At 71.6% G+C, this 21,341-nt stretch carries 16 protein-coding genes; 6 read left to right on the plus strand and 10 right to left on the minus strand.

Translation table 11 applies throughout. The annotated features are described in order from the left end of the window. Positions 1-104, plus strand: a 104-nt coding sequence (locus tag ASC77_RS26375; RefSeq protein WP_156391255.1) for an integrase core domain-containing protein, incomplete at its 5' end; no start/stop codon positions are given. A 193-nt stretch (positions 105-297) separates the two neighbouring features. Here ASC77_RS26375 and ASC77_RS23040 read toward each other — a convergent pair. The 5 genes from ASC77_RS23040 to ASC77_RS23060 all read right to left on the minus strand — a co-directional run bounded on the left by ASC77_RS23040 (position 298) and on the right by ASC77_RS23060 (position 4,392). After that, positions 298-1,434 carry a serine hydrolase domain-containing protein gene (locus tag ASC77_RS23040; RefSeq protein ID WP_156391256.1) on the minus strand — a complete coding sequence of 379 codons (1,137 nt, stop codon included), beginning with the start codon at positions 1,432-1,434 and terminating at the stop codon, positions 298-300. A 92-nt stretch (positions 1,435-1,526) separates the two neighbouring features. Next, positions 1,527-1,835, minus strand: a complete 309-nt coding sequence (locus tag ASC77_RS23045) for a hypothetical protein (protein WP_056158665.1) — start codon at positions 1,833-1,835, stop codon at positions 1,527-1,529. Further along, positions 1,835-2,332 carry a hypothetical protein gene (locus ASC77_RS23050; protein WP_056158669.1) on the minus strand — a complete coding sequence of 166 codons (498 nt, stop codon included), beginning with the start codon at positions 2,330-2,332 and terminating at the stop codon, positions 1,835-1,837. The genes ASC77_RS23045 and ASC77_RS23050 overlap by 1 nt, the downstream gene beginning before the upstream one ends. A gap of 143 nt (positions 2,333-2,475) precedes the next feature. After that, positions 2,476-3,075 (minus strand): YdeI/OmpD-associated family protein, encoded by a 600-nt coding sequence (locus tag ASC77_RS23055; protein ID WP_056158672.1) that lies wholly within the window; start codon positions 3,073-3,075, stop codon positions 2,476-2,478. A gap of 45 nt (positions 3,076-3,120) precedes the next feature. After that, positions 3,121-4,392: a hypothetical protein gene (locus tag ASC77_RS23060; RefSeq protein ID WP_056158674.1), complete on the minus strand. Its 1,272-nt coding sequence runs from the start codon at positions 4,390-4,392 to the stop codon at positions 3,121-3,123. Positions 4,393-4,501: 109 nt separating this feature from the next. On the opposite strand from ASC77_RS23060, the gene ASC77_RS23065 reads away from it, so the two are divergent. From ASC77_RS23065 to ASC77_RS23080, 4 genes are read left to right on the plus strand one after another with little or no spacing between them, the layout of a single operon-like run. Further along, the gene (locus ASC77_RS23065) at positions 4,502-5,056 is read left to right on the plus strand and encodes a GNAT family N-acetyltransferase (RefSeq protein WP_056158678.1); all 555 of its coding nucleotides are present in this window, start codon (positions 4,502-4,504) and stop codon (positions 5,054-5,056) included. Continuing rightward, positions 5,053-5,457: a hypothetical protein gene (locus tag ASC77_RS23070; RefSeq protein WP_156391257.1), complete on the plus strand. Its 405-nt coding sequence runs from the start codon at positions 5,053-5,055 to the stop codon at positions 5,455-5,457. The genes ASC77_RS23065 and ASC77_RS23070 overlap by 4 nt, the downstream gene beginning before the upstream one ends. A gap of 34 nt (positions 5,458-5,491) precedes the next feature. Beyond that, entirely contained in the window at positions 5,492-9,997 is a 4,506-nt protein-coding gene (locus ASC77_RS23075) for an ATP-dependent helicase (protein ID WP_056158683.1), read from the plus strand. Next, the gene (locus tag ASC77_RS23080; protein WP_056158686.1) at positions 9,990-10,790 is read left to right on the plus strand and encodes a DNA-formamidopyrimidine glycosylase family protein; all 801 of its coding nucleotides are present in this window, start codon (positions 9,990-9,992) and stop codon (positions 10,788-10,790) included. Before ASC77_RS23075 ends, ASC77_RS23080 begins: the two co-directional genes overlap by 8 nt. Positions 10,791-10,812: 22 nt before the next feature. Here the strand turns inward: ASC77_RS23080 and ASC77_RS23085 are convergent, their stop codons facing one another. Together ASC77_RS23085 and ASC77_RS23090 are read right to left on the minus strand one after the other, a co-directional pair. After that, positions 10,813-11,118 carry a helix-turn-helix domain-containing protein gene (locus ASC77_RS23085; RefSeq protein WP_056158687.1) on the minus strand — a complete coding sequence of 102 codons (306 nt, stop codon included), beginning with the start codon at positions 11,116-11,118 and terminating at the stop codon, positions 10,813-10,815. Positions 11,119-11,177: 59 nt separating this feature from the next. After that, positions 11,178-11,666 (minus strand): CinA family protein, encoded by a 489-nt coding sequence (locus ASC77_RS23090; RefSeq protein ID WP_056158691.1) that lies wholly within the window; start codon positions 11,664-11,666, stop codon positions 11,178-11,180. A gap of 246 nt (positions 11,667-11,912) precedes the next feature. Between ASC77_RS23090 and ASC77_RS23095 the strand changes: the two genes are divergently transcribed. Continuing rightward, positions 11,913-13,706, plus strand: a complete 1,794-nt coding sequence (locus tag ASC77_RS23095; RefSeq protein ID WP_056158694.1) for a glycoside hydrolase family 15 protein — start codon at positions 11,913-11,915, stop codon at positions 13,704-13,706. Between the two features lie 43 nt (positions 13,707-13,749). On the opposite strand, the gene ASC77_RS23100 is transcribed toward ASC77_RS23095, so the two are convergent. The 3 genes from ASC77_RS23100 to rimO form a co-directional block, all read right to left on the minus strand. Continuing rightward, positions 13,750-19,086 carry an ExeM/NucH family extracellular endonuclease gene (locus tag ASC77_RS23100; protein ID WP_056158697.1) on the minus strand — a complete coding sequence of 1,779 codons (5,337 nt, stop codon included), beginning with the start codon at positions 19,084-19,086 and terminating at the stop codon, positions 13,750-13,752. 252 nt (positions 19,087-19,338) lie between these two features. Further along, the gene (gene pgsA, locus ASC77_RS23105) at positions 19,339-19,950 is read right to left on the minus strand and encodes a CDP-diacylglycerol--glycerol-3-phosphate 3-phosphatidyltransferase (RefSeq protein ID WP_056159164.1); all 612 of its coding nucleotides are present in this window, start codon (positions 19,948-19,950) and stop codon (positions 19,339-19,341) included. Continuing rightward, positions 19,950-21,335 carry a 30S ribosomal protein S12 methylthiotransferase RimO gene (gene rimO, locus ASC77_RS23110; protein WP_235547929.1) on the minus strand — a complete coding sequence of 462 codons (1,386 nt, stop codon included), beginning with the start codon at positions 21,333-21,335 and terminating at the stop codon, positions 19,950-19,952. The genes pgsA and rimO overlap by 1 nt, the downstream gene beginning before the upstream one ends. Positions 21,336-21,341: the final 6 nt, after the last annotated feature.

Below are 21,341 nucleotides of genomic sequence, written 5' to 3' on the forward strand. Positions count from 1 at the left end.
TGGCAGGATGGCTCCACCAGTACAACCACCACCGGCCCCACTCAGCAATCGGCGGCCAAACACCCATCACCCGGTTGAACAACCTGGCTGGGCATCACAGCTAGCCGCCGCCGAACGTCCCCGCGCCCCAGTTGCCGCCACCACCGGATGACGGGTAGTCGTGCTTCCCGCACCGCCGGCACCGTCGGAACCGCCCGGACCCGTCCTCCGAGCTGACCCGTTCCCAGCTGTGCAGGGAAAACCAACATCGGAGTGCTTTCACGACACCCTCCTTGGACCCAGGGACATGTTCGATGGCTACTCGTAGGAGATGGCGTCGAGCAGGCTCACGGCTGCCTCAGCGCCGGCATCACTGCTGGTGTTGGTGAAGACGACCACCGTCCGGTCGAGCTCAGGGTTGTGGAACGCGAGCGTGTGGTAGCCGTCGACGACGCCTTCGTGGCCGAACGGGATGCTGCGGTCACGGCCGAGCAGCATGACGCCGAGCCCGTAGCCCGGTTCATGGCCGGTGGGGAGGCTCCCCCGTGCCGTGGTCATGTCGTCGACGCTGGCATCGGAGAGCAGGGCTCCGTGGAGCGCGCCGAAGAACCGAGCGATGTCGGCTGCGGTGGTGACGACCCCGGCGGTCGCCCAGGTGCCGGTGTAGTCGCCGAGGGTGATGTCGTTGCCGTTCTCGTCGTACCCGCGGACCAGCCGCGGCTCTCGGTCCAGATCGGCCGACAGCACGGAGTCGTTCATCCCCGCCGGGACGAACACCCGGTCGTGGAGCACGGTGGCGAGCCGCTGTCCGGTCGCCCTCTCGACGATCTTGCCGAGGAGCCAGTAGCCCGGGTTGGTGTAGCGGGTGACGGCATCGGCGGGGCCGGTCGGCGGGTGGTCCAGCAGCTCCTGCAACCGTCGATCTGTCAGATCGGTGCCCCAGTCGTAGTTCCTACGGGCCGTCACGTCCCAGATGCCGCTGCGGTGGTCGAGAAGGTCCTCGATGGTGACGTCGGCGCCGAAGGAGAGCATGCCGGGAAGCCACTGCTCGACCGTGTCGCCCAAGGTGAGGTCTCCCTCCGCCTCGAGCTGGAGGACCACGACCGCGACCATCGTGTTGGTGACGTTCGCGATGCCGAAGCGGTCGTCGGTGCGCATGGGCCGCTCAGGGCTGATCCTGGCGTTGCCGAGAGCGAGTGCCCGGGTCTGATCGCCCTGGGAGACCAGGAGGATGACGCCGGGCACCTGAAGGGCGTAGTGCGGGGCGACCGTGCGCCAGTGCTCGAGAACCGCGTCCAGCTCCGCACGGTCGCCGGTCGCCTCCGACGGGGCAGGTGAGGACTCGGACCTCCGGGGTTCCGGGGAGCCGTCACCGGAGGTGCAGGCAGCGAGCTGCCCGAGCGTCAGCACCAGGACGACGCTGGCGACGGGACCTCGTGCACCCCTCGCACGCATGCCCTCAGCGTTCACCGCGCCCGACCTGGCCCGCAACCCGCATCGGGGCTATCCGCGGACGGCACGCCACGCCCGTCAGCAGCTGTCTCCGCCTACTGGATCGGGATGACTCCCACCCCGAGAACGGCGACCTCCGTCACTTCGTCCGAGATCTCGAACAGCTGGTCGATGGCGACCTCGGTGAGAGCATCCGTTCCTGCTGGTGGTGGGTTCTCGACGAGTCGCAGGTGGAGGCGCCACGGTTCCGGCACGATCGGGATCGGGCCATGGTCGAGCCCGACGTCGAAGCCGCCTTGCGGGCAGGTGCCCGTGCCGGTGACGCGCACCATCCGGTTCTCGCCGGTCGGCACGTCGAACGCGGCGAAGTCCTTCGCGTCCCAACGACAGACGAGGTCAGGCATCACGCACCTCGCTGTGCGTTCTCGAGCGCTGCCTGGAGCAGGGACTCGCGCGCCTGGCGCCGCTCTTCCGGAGTCAGGTTCGTGTTCGCGTCCACCGCAGCAAGGTCACGGTTCAGCCGGACCATCCAGTCCGGCACGGGCGGGGCCGGTGTCGCCGGCGGGGGCGGCTGCGTCGCCGGGACCCTCGTGAAGTGGTACCAGTAGCCGTCCCGGGGATCCCAGATCGCGGCGACATCCATCACCCGCGTGGCCGTCCCCATGTTCAGGACCTCACGCAGGATGTTGTGCTCGGTCCAGTAGTCGTCGCCGAGGGTGACCACCGGCAGGCTCATCCGCGCGAACGCGTGTGTACGGCGGTCGTAGGTCTCCCAGCGGGCTTGCACCGGGTCCCAGAACACATCAGGCAGGTGCTGCCGCTGGACGAAGTCCTCCCACCCGCTCTTGAAGCTCCTGCCGGCTTCCGTGTTCTCGGGGAACGGCTCGAACTTGAACTGCATGACTCAACCTCTCGCCATGGCGACGACTCGCCATGGCCACAGTGGCGGACATCCTCCGGTCTGAGCCGGCAAGCGACCACGAACCACTAGTTTGCGGTAGGCGTCACTGCGGTCCGGGACGTCCCTAGCCAGGTCGTGTCCGCCTAGGTGCCAGGCCTCTTCGTGGGCGCCGGGTACGGCGTCTTGCCCTGGGCGAGGGCGTCGGTGAGCTGCTGGATGCGGCGGGCTCGGGTCTCCGGACGCACCGCCGTCTGGACGCGGTTCAGGAACGCGAAGCGGTTGCGGCCGTCCAGCGCGGCGTAGACGTCGGTGAGGTCGCGCGCGGCCAGGGCGGCGGCGAGGTCGTCGGGCACCACCGCGCTGGCGGGGCCGTCGTAGGCGGCGTCCCAGCGACCGTCCGCCTTCGCTCGCTCCACCTCGGCCAGGCCGGCGGGGCGCATCCGACCCTCGGCGGTGAGGCGCTCGATGCGCGCACAGTTGATCTTCGACCACACGCTCCTGGCGCGCCGCGGGGTGAACCGTTGCACGTACCACTCGTCGTCGACCCGCCGGGCGATGCCGTCGATCCAGCCGAAGCAGAGCGCCACGTCCACGGCCGTGGTCCAGTCGATCGACGTGACTCCGGAGCCCTTCTTCGCCATCCGCACCCAGACGTGCGAAGCGGTCGACGCGTTGTCGACGAGCCATGCCTCGAACGCCTCGTCACCCCCGAAGAACACCGCATCGGAGTGGTCCATCGACATGGCGGAAACCCTAGCCCCGGGCACCGACCACCCGCAGGGGACGACTCAGGCGGTGAAGGCGAGGAGGTCGCCCACCCCGGCACGGATCGCGTCGTACGCCTGGCGCAGGGTCGCGGGATCCGTCGACACGCTCACCACGTCGTCCGGCGAGTGGAACTCCCGGAAGTTGCCGGCGACGGACAGCAGCGGGACGCCGTCACCGAGACGGTCGTGCCAGACCTGCCCCTCGCCCGGCCACTTCGCGGCGACCCCGATGTTCGCTGTCTTCAGGTCGTCGACCAGGTCCGGGACGGTGGCGTTCGCGGGCTGGCTGTAGGCGGCGCGGGGGCCGAGCACCAGCGAGCCGTCGGGCTGCCGACGGGTGGCGCCGATCGCCGATCCGAGGTGGAAGACGGCGCGGGGCTCGAGGTCGAACTCCTCCGCGAGGTATCTGCTCGCGCCGTAGTTGTACAGCTCGTGGGCCGTGTTGCCGACGAACAGCACCGGCTGGTCCTGCGCGAGGTCCGTCGCCAGCTCGAGCGCGACCGCGAGACCGGTGGCGCGCTCGGCGGCGCAGTTGAACCAGCCGGTGAGCGGCGTCGTGACGATCACGGGGTCGACGACGGGCTTGCGGGTCCCGAACCAGGCGGTGACGACGCGCGTCCGTCGCGTGATGGTCCGCGCCGAGAACTCGACCTCGGCGCCGTACGCCGCCAGGTCGTTGGCGACCCGACCCGGCACGAGCAGGGTCGGGACACCGGTCTTGGGGAGGTCGGGATCGCTGTTGTAGCCGATCAGGCCGTCGTACAGCGGGTTCGTGCCGAGCGCGGCGTTCGTCGCGAGCACGGCCAGACGGGCGTTGGCGGCCCGGGCATCGGCGAGCGCACCGAGCACCGCCGGGTCGTTGCCGTCCAGCTTGGTCGTCACCGAGCGGACGAAGTCGGCGCGGCCGGAGAACCGACCCTCGCCCTCGAAGTACAGGGGCACGGTGTCGACCCGGTGCTGCCCGACCCTCACGTCCGCGTGCCAGTCGTAGAACGGGAAGTCGTAGCTCCAGCTCCCGACCCGTCCGCCGCGGCGCTTCAGCTCCTGCTCCAGCCACTCCAGTGCCCGTTCCTGCGAGGGCGTGCCGGTCCGGTGGACGCCGTACTGGCTGTAGCCGCGGACGGACGCGTGCAGCGACTCGTCGAGCCTCGGCGGCCGACCGTGCCGCGCGGCCGGGCGACCGGCACGACCGAACGCGGGGCTCGCGCCGAGGGCGAAGGTCGCGGCGAGACCGGCGGAGGTGACGGCACGGCGCGAGAGCCGACCGGTGAGGGCTTCGTAGGGGGTGGTCATGTCTGCTCCCGAGTTCAGTGGCATCCGACGTTAAATGAACCATATTGGGTCACTTAGTACATCTTCGGTCGGGGACGCGACCCGCCGTCGGGCGGGCAAGATGTGCCGCATGTCCCTGACCACGCCGGTGCTGAGCACGGAGCGCCTGCTGCTGCGGCCGTTCAGCGGCACGGACGCCGACGCCCTGTACGCCCTGCAGTCCGACGCGCACGTGCTGCGCTACTGGGACTCACCGCCCTGGACCGACCGGTCCCGGGCCGACGGCTTCCTCCAGCGCTGCCGGGAGATGGCCGAGGACGGCAGCGGGGTGCGGCTCGCCATCGACCGACGTGACGACGACGCGTTCCTGGGGTGGTGCAGCCTCAGCCGGTGGGACCCGACGTACCGGAGCGGGGCGCTGGGCTACTGCTTCGGCGAGGCTGCCTGGGGCCACGGCTATGCGACGGAGGCGGCGAGGGCGCTGCTGGGATGGGCGTTCGACACGCTCGACCTCAATCGCGTCCAGGCCGAGACCGACACGCGCAACGCCGGCTCGGCCCGGGTGCTGGAGAAGCTCGGGTTCCAGCGCGAGGGCACGCTCCGCGAGGACTGCGTCGTCGATGGCGTGGTCTCGGACTCGTGGGTCTACGGGCTGCTCCGGCGCGAGTGGTCGGCCGCGACGTGAGGCGCGTCGTCACGCTCGCCCTCGCCGCGGTCGCGGTGCTCGCCGCGGTCACGACCTGGTGGGTCGTGCGCGACTCCGATGACGACGACCACCAGGACACCGGCCTGACGGTCACGTGGAGCGAGACCGAGGAGCACCCGGCGTGCGTCTACCGGCCGGGCAGCGACCGTGCCGAGGCGACGATCGCGATCGACGGCACCGTCGCTGACGAGGAGACGGTGACGGTGACCGTCACGGCGTACGCCGACGAGAACACCTCCGACCTGGTCGGGACGGGCACCGGCCGTGCGCAGGTCGACGGGACCGTGCACCGCTCGCTGGTCGTGACCATCCCCGTCGACCGGCCGCCGCACGTCGACGAGGACGGCGTGGCGGCCTGCGCCCTCGACTCGACGTACTGAGGGCACTGTCGGTGCCGTGAGCAAGGATGGTCGGGTGACCGATCCCCTCGCCCGGTTCAGCGAGGCGACGCGCACCTGGTTCGGTGCGGCGTTCGCCGAGCCGACGCCTGCCCAGGTCGGGGCGTGGGACGCGATCGGGGCCGGTCGGCACGCACTGGTGGTGGCACCCACCGGGTCCGGCAAGACGCTGAGCGCGTTCCTCTGGTCGCTCGACCGGCTGCTGAGCACCGAGGAGCCGCCCGAGAAGTCGAAGCGGTGCCGGGTGCTCTACATCTCGCCGCTCAAGGCCCTCGGCGTCGACGTCGAGCGCAACCTCCGGGCCCCTCTGACCGGCATCCGGCACACCGCCGACCGCCTCGGCAGCCCCGTGCCCGAGGTCAGCGTCGGCGTCCGCTCCGGCGACACCCCCGCCGCCGACCGGCGCAAGCTCACGACCGCACCGCCCGACATCCTGATCACGACGCCCGAGTCGCTGTTCCTGATGCTCACCAGCCAGGCCCGCGAGTCGCTGCGCGGCGTCGAGACCGTCATCGTCGACGAGGTGCACGCGGTCGCCGGCACCAAGCGCGGCGCGCACCTCGCGGTCAGCCTGGAGCGCCTCGACGCGCTGCTCGACCGGCCGGCGCAGCGCATCGGCCTCAGCGCCACGGTCCGCCCGCTCGACGAGGTCGCCCGGTTCCTGGGCGGCACGGCGCCGGTCGACATCGTCGCGCCGCCGAGCGAGAAGGAGTGGGACCTCAGGGTCGTCGTACCCGTCGAGGACATGACCGCTCCCGCCGACTACGACGAGGACAGCGACGACCCGCAGCGCGCCCAGAGCATCTGGCCGCACGTCGAGGAGCGGGTCGTCGACCTGATCGAGCAGCACCGCTCGACGATCGTCTTCGCCAACTCACGACGCCTGGCCGAGCGGCTGACCGCGCGGCTCAACGAGATCGCCGCCGACCGGGCCGGCGTCGCCGTCGACACGGAGGGCGAGGCGCCCGCGCAGGTGATGGCGCAGTCGGGCCAGTCCTACGGCGCCCAGGCCGTCGTCGCCAAGGCCCACCACGGCTCGGTCTCCAAGGAGCAGCGAGCGCTGATCGAGGACGACCTCAAGCGCGGCCGGCTCCCCTGCGTGGTCGCGACCAGCAGCCTCGAGCTCGGCATCGACATGGGCGCCGTCGACCTGGTGATCCAGATCGAGAGCCCGCCGAGCGTCGCGAGCGCCCTGCAGCGGGTCGGGCGCGCGGGCCACCAGGTCGGCGAGATCTCCCGCGGCGTGCTCTTCCCGAAGCACCGCGGCGACCTCGCCCAGACCGCCGTCGCGGTCGACCGGATGCGCACCGGCTCGATCGAGTCGCTCCGGGTGCCGACCAACCCGCTCGACGTGCTCGCCCAGCAGGTCGTCGCCACCACCGCGCTCGAGGCGTGGCAGGTCGACGAGCTCTTCGACCTGGTGCGGCGCAGCGCGCCGTTCGCGCAGCTCCCGCGCAGCGCCTACGACGCCACGCTCGACCTGCTGAGCGGCCGCTACCCGTCCGACGAGTTCGCCGAGCTGCGCCCGCGTGTCGTCTGGGACCGGGTGACCGGGTCGATCACCGGCCGACCCGGCTCCCAGCGCCTCGCGGTCACCAGCGGCGGCACCATCCCCGACCGCGGGTTGTTCGGCGTCTTCCTGGTCGGGGCCGGGAACGAGCAGAGCGGGCCCGGACGGCGCGTCGGCGAGCTCGACGAGGAGATGGTCTACGAGTCCCGGGTCGGCGACGTGTTCGCGCTCGGCGCGACCAGCTGGCGCATCGAGGACATCACCCACGACCGGGTCCTCGTCACGCCGGCGCCGGGCATCCCCGGTCGCCTGCCGTTCTGGAAGGGTGACGCCCTCGGCCGCCCCGCCGAGCTCGGCCGGGCCATCGGCGCGTTCACCCGCGAGCTCGGCGCGCTCCCCCGCGACCGCGCCGAGGAGCGCGCCCGCGCCGACGGCCTCGACGAGTACGCCGCCGCCAACCTGGTCGGCTACCTGCACGAGCAGCTCGAGGCCACCAACCTGCTGCCGAGCGACCAGATCCTGGTCGTCGAGCGCTTCCGTGACGAGCTTGGCGACTGGCGGCTCGTCGTGCACTCGCCGTACGGCGTCCCCGTGCACGCACCCTGGGCGCTCGCGATCAACGCCCGCTTGCGCGAGCGCTACGGCGTGGACGGCCAGGCGGTCGCCTCCGACGACGGCATCGTGATCCGGATCCCCGACACCGACGCCGACCCGCCCGGCGGCGACGTCATCGTCTTCGAGCCCGACGAGATCGACGCCGTGGTGACCCAGGAGGTCGGCGGCTCGGCGCTCTTCGCCTCCCGCTTCCGCGAGTGCGCGGCCCGAGCCCTGCTGCTCCCCCGCCGCGACCCCGGTCGCCGCTCGCCGCTGTGGCAGCAGCGGCAACGGTCGGCGGCGCTGCTCGAGGTCGCCGTGCAGTACCCCTCGTTCCCGATCGTCCTCGAGGCGGTGCGCGAGTGCCTCCAGGACGTCTATGACCTACCGTCGCTCACGGCGCTGATGCGCGGCATCGACCGCCGCGAGGTGCAGGTCGTCGACGTGGCGACCCACCAGCCCTCGCCGTTCGCGCGCACCCTGCTGTTCGGCTACGTCGCGCAGTTCATGTACGAGGGCGACTCCCCCATCGCCGAGCGTCGGGCGGCTGCGCTCGCGCTCGACCAGGGCCTGCTCGCCGAGCTCCTCGGCCGCGCCGAGCTGCGCGAGCTGCTGGATCCCGAGGTGCTGGTCGAGGTCGAGGCCGAGCTGCAGCGGCTGGCTCCGGACCGGCGAGCCCGCGACGCCGAGGGCGTCGCCGACCTGCTCCGCCTGCTCGGCCCGCTGACGACCGCCGAGGTCGCGGAGCGGTCCGTCGAGGGCGCCGACACCGACGACTGGCTCGGCTCCCTCGCCGGGAGCCGGCGCGTGGTCGAGGTCCGGATGGCCGGCGAGGAGCGGTGGGCGGCGATCGAGGACGTCGGCCGGCTCCGCGACGGGCTCGGCGTCCCGGTGCCGCCCGGCACGCCCGACGTCTTCGCCGAGCCGGTCGACGACCCGCTGGCCGACCTCGTGGCCCGCTTCGCCCGCACGCACGGCCCGTTCACCCTCGACGACGTCGCGGCCCGCCTCGGGCTCGGCATCGCGGTCGTCCGCCTGACCCTGCAGCGACTGGCCGCCCAGGGCCGGGTGCTCGACGGTGAGTTCCGACCGTCCGGCTCTGGCACCGAGTGGTGCGACGCCGAGGTGCTCCGCAAGCTCCGCCGCCGCTCGCTGGCCCGGCTCCGTCAGGAGATCGAGCCGGTCGAGCCGGAGTCGCTCGGACGGTTCCTGGCCGCCTGGCAGCACATCGGCGGGCGGCTGCGCGGCGTCGACGGCGTGGTCAGCGTCATCGACCAGCTCGCCGGCTGCCCGGTCCCGGCCTCGGCGCTCGAGCCCCTGGTGCTCGGCGCCCGGGTGCGCGACTACGAGCCGTCCTACCTCGACGAGCTCACCGCCTCCGGCGAGGTCATCTGGGCCGGCCACAGCCCGCTGCCCGGTGCCGACGGCTGGGTGTCGCTCCACCTGGCCGACCAGGCACCGCTGACGCTGCCGGAGCACGCTCCCTTCGAGCACAGCGAGCTCCACCAGGCTGTCCTCGACGCCCTGGCGCCCGGCGGCGCCTGGTTCTTCCGCCAGCTGTCCGACTCGATCCGCGCCACCAACGACGCAGCGCTCTCGGCCGCGCTGTGGGACCTCGTCTGGGCGGGCCGGATCAGCAACGACACGCTCACCCCGCTGCGCGCGCTCACCCGCGGCGGCACGCCCGCCCACCGCAGCCGTCGGCCACCGCCGCGCGCGAGCCGGCCGGTCCGCACCGGGCCGCCCGAGACCGCCGGTCGCTGGGCGCTGCTGCCCGAGATCGACACCGATCCGACGCGACGAGCACACGCGACCGCCGAGCGGCTCCTGGACCGGCACGGCGTCGTCATCCGCGGCGCGGTGGTCAGCGAGCGGGTGCCGGGCGGGTTCGCGGCCGTCTACAAGGTGCTGTCGGCGTTCGAGGACTCCGGCCGCTGCCGGCGGGGCTACTTCGTCGACGGGCTCGGTGCCGCCCAGTTCGGCACCGCGGGCGCGATCGACCGCCTGCGCACCTTCTCGGAGGTCCCGGCCGACGCCAAGCCGACCGCCATCGCCCTCGCCGCGACCGATCCCGCGAACCCCTACGGCGCCGCGCTGTCGTGGCCGGAGACGACCGGCCACCGGCCGGGCCGCAAGGCCGGCGCCATCGTGGTGCTGGTCGACGGCGTGCTCACGCTCTACGTCGAGCGCGGTGGTCGCACGCTGCTCACCTGGAGCGAGGACGCCGATCTGCTCACGCCCGCCGCGGCGTCGCTCGCGGAGGCGGTCCGCCGCGGGTCGCTGGGCCGGCTCACCGTCGAGAAGGCCGACGGCGAGCAGCTGCTCGGCTCCGGGTCGACCCCGCTGCGCGAGGCACTCCAGGCGGCCGGGTTCGTCGCCACCCCCAAGGGACTCCGGCTGAGGTCGGCCGGTGCCTGAGGGCGACGCCGTCTGGCGCACGGCCCGGCGCCTCGAGCGCGGCATCTCGGGTCGACGGCTGACCCGCACGGACTTCCGGGTGCCCGCCATCGCCACCGTCGACCTGTCGGGGGGCACCGTCGTGGAGACCGTGTCGCGCGGCAAGCACCTGCTCACCCGGATCGACGGCGACGGCGACGCGGGCAACTGGACCCTGCACACCCACCTGAAGATGGAGGGGTCCTGGCGGACCTTCGCGCCGGGTGAGCGCTGGGGCCGGCCGGACTACCTGGTCCGGGTCGTGCTCGAGACCGCGGACAGCACCGCGGTCGGCTTCCAGCTCGGCGTGGTCGAGCTGGTCGCGCGCGATCGCGAGCACGAGGTCGTCGGCCACCTCGGCCCCGACCTGCTCGGGTCGGACTGGGACGAGGAGGAGGCCGTGCGCCGCCTGGTCGCCGACCCGGCCCGGCCTCTCGGTGAGGCACTCCTCGACCAGCGCAACCTGGCCGGCATCGGCACGATCTACCGCACCGAGCTCTGCTTCCTCACCGGCTACGACCCGCGGACGCCCGTCGGGCTGGTGACCGACCCGCTCCGGATGGTCCGGCTGGCGAGGTCGATGCTCGACCAGAACCGGCACCTGCCCCAGATCTGCACGACGGGCGACAAGCGTCGGGGGCGGAGCCTGTGGATCTACGGGCGGCTGCACGAGCGCTGCCGGCGGTGCGGCAGCCGGATCGAGCACGCCCAGCTCGGCGAGCCCGGACGCGAGCGCGCGGCGTACTGGTGCCCTCGCTGCCAGCCCCCTCGCTGACGCGGGGTCGAGTGCGGGCGACTCAGGCTGCGGAGTTGACGACCTGGCGTCCGGCGGGCGCGGCGACCGGGATGCGGGTCAGCTCGGCGGCCGCCTCCTCGATCGCGACCAGGTCGGAGACCTCACGCAGCACGTCGGAGAGCGGCATGTCGAGGGCCGCGCAGAGCGAGGCGAGCAGCTCGGAGGACGCCTCCTTCTGGCCGCGCTCGATCTCGGAGATGTAGCCGAGGCTCACCCGGGCGTCCGCGGAGACCTCACGCAGGGTCAGTCCGCGCTGCATGCGGGCGTCGCGCAGCACGTCGCCGAGCATCCGACGAAACAGCACCATGCGCGCCTCCTTCTCCGACAGAACATCGGCAGACATCACGTCGACCTGTGGGCCCAACGCTACCCGAGAGGTGTTTCTTCCCGCCGGAGGACCTGCTCAAAGGCCGAGAGCGCCTCCCGGCAGGTCCGGTCCTGGATCTGCCCGCGCTTGCCGCGCAGCTCCAGCGCGACCGCCGCGACCAGGTCGGGACCCGCGATCCCGACGAAGACCGTGCCGGCCGGCTTGCCCTCCTGCTCGGCCGGACCGGCCACCCCCGTCGTCGCCACGCCGTACGTCGCCCCGGTCAGCGCGCGCACTCCGGTGGCCATCGCCTGGGCGCACTCGGACGAGACGACCCCGTGCTCCTCGATGATCCGGTCCGGTACGCCGAGCAGCGACGCCTTCAGCTCGGTCGCGTAGGTGACGACCCCACCGACGTAGACGTCCGAGGCGCCGGGGATGCCGGTCAGCAGCGCGGCCAGCCGGCCGCCGGTGAGCGACTCGGCGGTCGCGACCGTCTCCCCCGCGGCGCGGAGCAGCCGCTGCACACTCTCGGCCGGGTCGCTCACGCGGACAAGGCTAGGGTGCGGCTCCTGATCCGGCGCCATCGCGAGCGGGGTTTCGCGCCGTATCTGGCAAGGCGGAGGTGCGAAGGCGGGACGGAGTCCCGTCGAGTCGCCGCTTTGCCGGGGTCCCCGCGGAAACGCGAGCGCAGCGAGTGCTTTCCGTGGGGTGGCGACTTCGCCGCCAGATCGGATGCGAAAGACCGCGTAGCGGGCGCTTCCGGATCAGGAGCCGTGCCCTAGTGTCCGAGCATGGCGCTCCCCATCGAGGACTACGCACTGGTCGGCGACCGGCGCAGCGGCGCGCTGATCGGCCGCGACGGCTCGGTCGACTGGCTGTGCCTGCCGCGCTTCGACTCCCCCGCCTGCTTCGCCGCCCTGCTCGGCACCGACGACCACGGGCGCTGGCAGCTCTGCCCGGTCGACGACCACGACGTACGGCGGCGCTACCTCGACGGCTCCGCGGTGCTGGAGACGACCTTCACGACCGCGACCGGCGAGGTCACGCTCACCGACGCGATGCCGCAGGGCGACGGCCGGGCCGACCTGGTCCGGCGGGTGACCGGCGTGCGCGGCAGCGTGCGGATGCGGCACGAGTGGCGGGTCCGCCTCGACTACGGCGCGATCGTGCCGTGGGTGCGACGCCAGACCGTGCACGGCGAGGCCGTGATCACGGCCATCGGCGGTCCGGACCGCCTGGTGCTGCGCGGCCCTCGGCTGCCGCGCGCCGACGACCACCGCCACCTCGACGAGTTCGACGTCACCGAGGGTGACGTCCTGACCTTCTCGACGACCTGGCTGCCGTCGTACGCACCGCTCGACGGGATCGGCGCCCCCGACGACCAGATCGAGACGTCCGTCCGCGAGAGCAGCAGCTGGTCGGCGCACTGCCGGGCGGACGTGCCGCGGGTCGACGTCGTGCGTCGCTCGCTGCTCACGCTCCGGCTGCTCACGGACGAGGACTCGGGCGGCATCGTCGCCGCGCCCACCACGTCGCTGCCGGAGGACCCGGGCGGCGAGCGCAACTGGGACTACCGCTACTGCTGGCTGCGCGACGCCGCCCTGACGATCGGGGCCCTGATCCGGGCCGGGCACGTCGACGAGGCCCAGCTGTGGCGGGCCTGGCTGCTGCGCGCCGTCGCGGGCGACCCCGACGACCTCCAGATCATGTACGCCGTGGACGGGCGACGCCGGCTCACCGAGGAGACGCTGCCGCACCTGCCCGGCTATGCCGGGTCGACCCCGGTGCGGATCGGCAACGGTGCGGCCCTCCAGCGCCAGCTCGACGTGCTCGGCGAGGTGATGGTCGCGCTCGAGCAGACCCGTCAGGCGACCGGGCACGCCGACCCCGCGTCCTGGGCGGTGCAGCGGGCGCTGGTCAGCCACCTCGCGACGACCTGGCAGCGCAAGGACCACGGCCTGTGGGAGATCCGCGGCCCGCAGCAGCGCTTCACGCACTCGCAGGCGATGGTGTGGGCGGCGTTCGACCGCGCCGTCCGTGCCGTCGAGGAGTTCGACGTCGACGGGCCGGTCGACGAGTGGCGCCGGCTGCGCGACCGGGTCCGCGAGGAGGTCCTCGAGCACGGGTACGACGAGGGGCGCGGCTCCTTCGTGCAGTTCTACGGCAGCACCGAGGTCGACGCGGCGCTGCTGGTGCTCCCCCAGATCGGGATCGTCGCGGGCGACGACCCGCGGATGCTCGGCACCATCGAGGCGGTCGAACGCGACCTGCTCCGCGACGGCCTGCTGCTGCGCTACCGCACCCAGACCGGTGTCGACGGGCTCGCCGGCGACGAGCACCCGTTCCTGGCCTGCTCGTTCTGGCTCGTCTCGGCGTACGCCGGCGCCGGGCGCCTCGACGACGCCACCGCCCTCTTCGACCGGCTCTGCGACCTGACCAACGACGTCGGCCTGCTCTCGGAGGAGTACGACCCCGCCCGGGGACGGATGGTCGGCAACTTCCCCCAGGCGTTCAGCCACCTCGCGCTGGTGCACGCGGCCTTCGACCTCGCCGAGGCCCGAGACAGCGCCCCAGACGCACACTGACCCGCTCGCGTGGCGCGAGCGGGTCAGTGTGCGTCGTGCGCTGCTACCGCTTGACGACGACCCGGACGGTGTCCGCGCTCGGCTTGAGGACGTCACTCCCCAGGTAGCTGACGCGGATCGTCTTGCTGCCGGTGCTGGTGAACTTCCCCAGCGTCAACGTCGCCTTGCCGCCCCGCAGGGTCAGGGTCTTGGTGCCCTGGCCCGGGACCGTGACCCGCACCTTGCCGGTCGCGGCGACGCCGGGCTGGCCGTCGACCTCGATCTTCAACGTGACCCGGGTCTTCCTCAGCTTCGCCTTGGCGGGCCTGGCGGTCGCCTTCGTCCCCGACGCCGCCTTGGCCACGACGACCTTGAAGGTGTCGGAGCCCGACGTGAAGTCGTCGTCCCCGGAGTAGGCCGCCGTGAGCGTGTGCGACCCCGGCTTCAGGGAGCGGGCCGGCAGGACCACCTTCGTGATCCCGGATGCCGGTACCGCCGTCGCCACGCCGATCTTCTTGGCGCCGTCGAACAGCTGCACGGTTCCGGTGGCACCCGCGGGCCCCACGGTCACCGTGACGGTGCCCGCCTTGCCGTAGGTCACCGACACGTTGCCAGCGCTGACCGTCGACGCCGTCGGCTCCGTCGGCGGCGCTCCCACGAGGGTCACCGGCACCCGCGTCTGCGTACCGGTGTCGGTCCCGACCAGAGTGAGAGCCGTGGCTCCCCCGACGACGTCGGCCGGCACGACGACGTCGACGGCTGCCTTGCCGTACTCGTCGAAGACGTCGGTCCCGACCGTGTTGTCGAGGGGCGCCGTTCCGAGGACCTGGCTGCCCAGCTTGACCTGGACCGCTGTGTCCTTGGTGTCCGCGGCGGTCGACATGCTCCACGAGGACACGTCGAACACGATGTGGTCGCCCGGCCCGTAGGAAGCCGGAGCGGCAGCCGGGAACTTCACACCCACCGAGCGCTGGCTGAAGTCCACCGCCAGCGGCGTGGTGCCGGCGAACTCATCCATGTAGTCGACCATCGCCTGCAGGTCGACCTTGCCGGTGTCCCGTTTGGCCGTGCCGTTGTTGAAGGCGCGGAAGTTGTCGCCGCCGGAGGCCAGGAACGAGTTCACCGTCACGGAGTACGTCGCTGCCGGGTCGATGGCGACCCCGTTCAGCCACATCCCGGTGACTCGGGAGCCCTCCGCCTTCGAGGGGTCGTAGGTGTAGGTGAACCCCTTCGAGATGCCGAGCCGCAGGAACGGACGGGACGGGATGTTGTTGCTGGCGTCGCGCTGCCACTGCTGCTCGAGCGCCAGCTTGATGTTCGCGCCGGTCAGGCTCATGTTCACCAGCGTGTTGGCGAAGGGCTGGACCACCGCGGCCTGCTTGTAGGTCAGGTCCCGTGGGAATGTCCCGGCGCCGGTCCCGGTCATGTCCGCGCGCAGACCGCCCGGGTTCATGAACGCGATCTGAGCGCTCCCGGACGTCGGCGTCTCCGTCGCCCAGCGCTGGACCTCGGCGACCAGGTTCCCGAGCGACGACTCGCCGCCGCGATTCTCCGTGGTGCCGTTGGCGAGCTTGGCCCGGTTGAAGCCACCGCCGATCTTGCCGAGCACCGCAGCGCCGAGGACGTCGGCCTGGGCCTTGGCGTCAGCGACGGTCTGGGCGACCTCGGCGTTCGGCGCGTACCCCGTACCCGCCAGCCCGATCACGTCCTGCGACGTCGCCACCAGGTCACCGCTGGTGTTGTCGAAGCTGAAGACCAGCTTGTTGAGGAAGGTGCCGTACTGACCGGCCGAGACGACCGGACGCTTGGTCACTGCCCGCCCGGACCAACCCGCGACCGGGAAGGAGCAGTTGTAGGCCAGGTGGGTGTGCCCCGACACGATGGCGTCCACGGAGTCGTTGACACCGGTGACGATGTGACCCCACGTCGTCGAGGGATCGGTCATCGTCGAGCAGTCGGTGCTGGGAGCACCCTCGTGGACGAGCAGGATGACGAGGTCGGCACCTGCGGCCTTGAGGTTGGCCGCCTCCGCGTTGGTCGCGTCGACGATGTCCGTCACGGTGACGCCCTGGATGCCGGACGGCGAAACCAGGGACGGAAGGTCCTCGGTCACCGCGCCGACGTAACCGACCTTGATGTCGCCGGCGTCGGTGTCGAACGTCTGCATCCACGAGGGAGCGAGGTCGTCACGACCAGCCGGCTCCACGACGTTCGCGGCGATGTACTTCCAGTCCGCCCGGTCCTGCACGCGTCCGACGAGGTCTTCGTAGCCCTGGTCGAACTCGTGGTTGCCTGCCGCGGACACGTCCAGCCCGGCCTCGTTGAGTGCATCGATGGTGGGCTCGTCGTCCTGGATGAACGACTCGAAGGTGGACGCGCCGATCAGGTCACCGGCAGCGACGAAGCCGGTGTCCGGGTTGTCGGCCCGCATCTCGTCGACGGCACCGGCGAGCACGGCTGCACCCGCTGCGTTGGCACCATCGGCGAGGAGCCGACCATGGAAGTCGTTCGTGCCGAGGATCTGCACCTCGGAGTGATCGGTGGTGAACGCGGGCAGGTCGATGCCGACGATCTCCGGGTTGTGGTCGGAGGCTGCGAAGGGGTTCGCAGCGTTGAACAGCTGGGTGACGTTGTAGTTGTAGCGGCTGTACTGGTAGCCGACCGACTCCGCGGCGTTGATGTCCCAGATGTCCGCCCCGGTCACCATCGCGTACGCAGCCGCGTTGCCGAGAACGTGGTCGAGCGAGCCGGAGAGCCCACCGAAGGAGTAGCTCTCCTCACCGGCGTCGTCGGACTCGATCGCAGTGAAGCCCGCGTCGTGGAGGACCTGCATCGGGTCCTCCTTCGAGTACGAGTTGAAGTCGCCGGTGAGGAACACCGCCGAGATCCCCCGCTTCTGCGCGAACTCCTGGGCGAACGCGGCCAACCGAGTGGCCTGACGCGTCCGATCCCCGTTGAACGCACCGGTGTCCGGGCTGTTGGCGTTGTCGCCCGTGGCCGCCGGGTTGCTGTCTCCCTTGGACTTGAAGTGGTTGACGATGACGGCGAACGCCGCCGAGTCGAGCGCGCCCGTGGGCTTGAACGCCTGGGCCAGCGGCTCACGGGCGTTCGCGAACTCGGTGGTCCCGAACAGGATGTCCGAGATGCCCACCGGCTGGACCTTGGCCGGCTTGTAGATGAACCCGGGCCGGATGACGTCCTGCTCGGAGATCGCGGTGGCGTCGAGCGCCTCGGCGGGCGAGTGCACGAACTTCCAGGTGCCGGCTCCGGCGTCGGCGTTGAGGGCGTTGACCAGGTAGGCGAGCGCGTCGTCCCGGTTGGTCTCGCCGACCAGCTTCATGGAGTTCTCGATCTCCTCGAGGCTGACGATGTCCGCCCCGAGCGTGTTGATCGCGTGCACGATCTTGTCGCGCTGGCGGTCCAGGCTCGCCTGGGTCGCCGCACCGCGAGGTCCGTTGCCGGCGTTCGTGCCGTTCGTGACGACACCACAGGTGTTGTTGCCGATCCTGTTGCCGTCACGGTCGGTGTAGTACGAGCAGGCCGTGTTCACGGCGGGGCTCTGCGCGGCGCCGTTGAGCACGTACTGCTCACCGGTGGTGTTGAAGAAGTTGAGGACGTTGAACGTGGCCAGCTTGAGGTCTCCGCCGACCGGCTGGGGCGCGAGGTTCGGCGTCCGCGTGTCCTCGAACGTGACGACGGCGTCGCCCAGGTCCTTCACGGGCAGCGAGGGCTGGAACTTCCAGACGCTGTTGCGGAAGTCGAGGATGACCGGCTGGTGGAACGTCGCCTCGGCGCCCACGCGCACGGCGTGGTCCGGGCCCAGCCACGGCAGCGGCAGGTCCTGCTGCGGAGAGTCGTTGGTCAGGTAGTTGATGCTCGTCCCGTCGTCGAGCACGACCCCGCGGGCCGCGTTGTCCGCCTTGACAGCGGCGAGCCCCGCGACGTCGTCGTCGGCCTTGACCTCGGTCGGCTGCACGAGCGGGTGGTCACCGGTGGCCAGCCCGACCTCGCCGTACTGGTTGGTGCTGTAGCTGTTGGTGACGGTGAACTCGTCGGTGGGGGCGAGGAGCTCACCCTCGTGTGCCTCGCGTGCCCCCTCGGTCGTCGGGTACGCGATGGCCCGCGCATCGGCCGTGCCGATCGACGCGATCTCGTTCACGCCGCCGGCGACCGGCGTGATCTCGGTCAGCCCCGCGAACTCGCTCACTGGTCCTACGACCTCGACCGAGTCGCCGATGGCCACACCCGCCGGCATCGAGTTGTTGCCGTAGACGAAGACCGCGTCAGACGCGCCATCGGTGTCGGCACCTGGGGTCTGGATGTACATGCCGTCGAGCCCGCCGTTGGCGCCCAGCTCAGCCGGGTACGGGTCGGCGTACATGCCGGTCACGACACCCTGCACGCGGACGTTCTCGCCCGCGTCCGTGCCGGAGGCCGGGGCGAACGGCGAGCGGTCGCCGGGGCCCTGGACCTCGGCGATCGTGCGCAGCGTCGGCACCTCCGTCACCGTGACGCTGAAGGACGTCTGAGCGGTCGTCGGGGTCCCGGCAGAGTCGGTGACCGTCGCCGTGACGTCGAAGGTGCCCGTGGCCGTCGGCGTACCGGAGACGGCGCCGCCGTCGGCCACCGTCACGCCAGCGGGCAGGCCGGTCGCCACCCAGTGGTACGGCGCGGTGCCGCCCGTGGCCTCCAGCGTGAACCCGGTGATCGGCAGGTTGACGATCGTGGTCTTGTCGCCCGGGTCGGTCGCGCCCAGGGGGGACGGCGTGGTGCCCGAGCCGGTCGGCGTCGGCGGGGTGATCGTGGTGAAGTCGGTGGCGTTGGCGTCCGCGTCCGCCCCACCCGTTCGCGTGAGGCTGTGGGTGACGTCCCACCCGGCGCTCGGCGCCGTGCCCTCCGGGAAGTTGCTCGTGCCGTAGCCGAGCCGGTCGACGATCCCGCTGTCCGTGGTCGGGTTGGACGCGCTCGAGGTGGTCGTCAGGAAGACGGTGCCTCCCCCGGTCGAGCCGCCCGCCATGTTGAGCCCGGTCGCGGTCTGGTCGGGCGAGGGCAGTGCCGCACCGTTCGCCCCGTTGCTCGCGCCGCGGATCAGGTAGTAGCCGTGGGAGGCGACCGTGACGCCGACCAGCGGTGCCACACCGCTGGCGTTGCCCGTGCCGGTGGCTGAGCGGTACTGCACCGAGCCGGTGAAGGTGATCGGCGAGCCGGTGGGGTTGTAGAGCTCGACGAAGCGGTCCTTGAAGGACGCGCCGGTCGAGCCGCCGTTCATGTAGACCTCGTTGATGACGAGGCCGGTGCCGGCGGGGTTCGCCGAGGCGGGGGCGAGCGGCAACAGGGACAGACCACTGGCGACGACCGCGAGCGCGAACGCTCCGGTCAGTCGCTTCCGAGTAGCGAGCATGAAGGGCGTTCTCCGAACGTGAGGGCGAGGACGGGGGCAGCGCCATCGAACCGGCCATCGGAAACATCGCGACCAGACCCGGGAACAGCAAGAGAATTCCCGAGAACGAATCAACGACGGGGGAAGCCCTCCGGCGCGGAGCGTGGTGAAGGGAACCTAACCCCGAAACGTTCGTCTCTCGCAAGAGATACGGTGAACAAGTTGTTACAGATCGGCATCGGACGCGTAAGCCTGAGGACTACGGCCGAGATTTTACGAACGCAGGGTCGCGCGCTGCTTCCAGACGTCGCGGTAGAACTCCCAGCCGGACCACAGCGTGAGGGCGACCGCGATCGCCAGGCACGCCTGCGCCAGGTAGAAGATCACCTCGCCCGGGACCTCCAGGCCGCTGGGCAGGTCGGGGTCGCGCAGGGGCAGGCAGAGCGTCGCTAGGGCGACCGCCTGGAAGGTCGTCTTGATCTTGCCGAGGTCGGCGGCCGCGATGACCACCTTCTTCAGGATCGAGAGACGGAGCAGCGTCACGCTCCACTCCCGGATCAGCACGACGATCGTCACCCACCACCAGATGTCGCCGACGATCGAGAGCCCGATGAAGGCCATGCCGGTGACCGCCTTGTCGGCGATCGGGTCGGCGATCTTGCCGAAGTTGGTGATCAGGTTGTGCTTGCGGGCCAGGTCGCCGTCGATCTTGTCGGTGATCATCGCCAGCGAGAAGATCACGAACGCGACGCAGCGCCAGGTGATCGAGTCGCCGCCGTCGACCAGCAGCGCCCACGCGAAGAACGGGACCGCCACGATCCGCAACGTCGTCAGGACGTTGGGGACGTTCCAGTTGCTGGGCTGCTGCACCTGCGCCTCGGCCATCACAGCACCCGAGCGTAGAGGTCGGCGCCGTCGGACTCGACGACCACCGCGCGGACCAGGTCGCCGACCCGGGCGTCGGCGTCGAGCAGGTACGTCGACCCGTCGACCTCGGGGCCCTGGTGTGCCGCCCTGCCCTCGATGCCCCGCCCGTCCTCGGCGTCGGCGCTCTCGACGAGCACCTCGACCGTCTCGCCGATCCGGTCCGCGGCCCGCTGGGAGGTGAGCTCCTCGACCAGGTCGCCGACGTGCTCGACCCGGGCCCGCACCTCGTCCTCGTCGAGCTTGCCGTCGTACGTCGCGGCCTCGGTGCCGTCCTCGTCGGAGTAGCCGAACACGCCGGTCACGTCGAGGCGGGCGGCGACCAGGAAGTCGCAGAGGGTCTGCAGGTCCTCGTCGCTCTCACCCGGGAAGCCGACGATCACGTTGCTGCGCACCCCGGCCTCCGGGGCCAGCGCACGGATCTGCTCGAGCAGGCCGAGGAAGCTCTCCGGGTCGCCGAAGCGGCGCATCCGCCGCAGCACCCCGGCGCTCGCGTGCTGGAACGACAGGTCGAAGTACGGCGTGACCCCGGGCGTGCCCGCGATCGCCTCGACCAGGCCGGGGCGGGTCTCGGCGGGCTGCAGGTAGGAGACCCGGACCCGGTCGACGCCGTCGACCGCAGCGAGCTCGGGCAGCAGCGTCTCGAGGAGCCGCAGGTCGCCGAGGTCCTTGCCGTACGACGTGGAGTTCTCGCTGACCAGGAACAGCTCGCGCACGCCCTGCTCCCCCAGCCAGCGCGCCTCCTGGAGCACGTCCGAGGGGCGGCGGCTGACGAACGAGCCGCGGAAGGAGGGGATGGCGCAGAAGGAGCAGCGTCGGTCGCAGCCGCTGGCCAGCTTGAGGGACGCCGTGGGGCCGGAGTCCAGGCGCCGTCGCAGCGACGCCGGTCCTGACGCGTGGCCCGGCACCGGGGTCGTCGACAGCGCGCGCTCGACCGGGGTGATCGGCAGCAGCAGCCGGCGGTCCTGCGGGGTGTGCGCGGCGTGGGACTCCCCCGCGACGATCGAGCGCAGCCGCGCGGCGATGTCCGGGTAGTCGTCGAAGCCGAGCACCGCGTCGGCCTCGGGCAGCGACTCGGCGAGCTCCTTGCCGTAGCGCTCGGCCATGCAGCCCACGGCCACCACGGCCTGGGTGCGTCCGGTCGCCTTGAGGTCGGCCGCCTCGAGCAGGGTGTCGACCGAGTCCTTCTTCGCCGACTCGACGAAGCCGCACGTGTTGACGACCACGGTGTCGGCGTCGGCCGGGTCGCCGACGAGCCGGAAGCCGTCGGCCTCGAGCCGTCCGGCGAGCTCCTCGGAGTCCACCTCGTTGCGGGCGCACCCGAGGGTCACCATGGCGACCGACAGCAGTTC

The sequence above is a fragment of the Nocardioides sp. Root1257 genome, assembly GCF_001425175.1.
In the GTDB taxonomy this organism is placed as follows: domain Bacteria; phylum Actinomycetota; class Actinomycetes; order Propionibacteriales; family Nocardioidaceae; genus Nocardioides.

Bases quoted from the DNA above. Each gene is read 5' to 3' on its own strand.
- ASC77_RS23095 (WP_056158694.1), top strand. From the start codon at position 11,913: ATGGCGCTCCCCATCGAGGACTACGCACTGGTCGGCGACCGGCGCAGC.
- ASC77_RS23045 (WP_056158665.1), bottom strand. From the start codon at position 1,835: ATGCCTGACCTCGTCTGTCGTTGGGACGCGAAGGACTTCGCCGCGTTC.
- ASC77_RS23065 (WP_056158678.1), top strand. From the start codon at position 4,502: ATGTCCCTGACCACGCCGGTGCTGAGCACGGAGCGCCTGCTGCTGCGG.
- pgsA (WP_056159164.1), bottom strand. From the start codon at position 19,950: ATGGCCGAGGCGCAGGTGCAGCAGCCCAGCAACTGGAACGTCCCCAAC.
- ASC77_RS23050 (WP_056158669.1), bottom strand. From the start codon at position 2,332: ATGCAGTTCAAGTTCGAGCCGTTCCCCGAGAACACGGAAGCCGGCAGG.
- ASC77_RS23055 (WP_056158672.1), bottom strand. From the start codon at position 3,075: ATGTCGATGGACCACTCCGATGCGGTGTTCTTCGGGGGTGACGAGGCG.
- ASC77_RS23100 (WP_056158697.1), bottom strand. From the start codon at position 19,086: ATGCTCGCTACTCGGAAGCGACTGACCGGAGCGTTCGCGCTCGCGGTC.
- ASC77_RS23040 (WP_156391256.1), bottom strand. From the start codon at position 1,434: ATGCGTGCGAGGGGTGCACGAGGTCCCGTCGCCAGCGTCGTCCTGGTG.
- ASC77_RS23085 (WP_056158687.1), bottom strand. From the start codon at position 11,118: ATGGTGCTGTTTCGTCGGATGCTCGGCGACGTGCTGCGCGACGCCCGC.
- ASC77_RS23060 (WP_056158674.1), bottom strand. From the start codon at position 4,392: ATGACCACCCCCTACGAAGCCCTCACCGGTCGGCTCTCGCGCCGTGCC.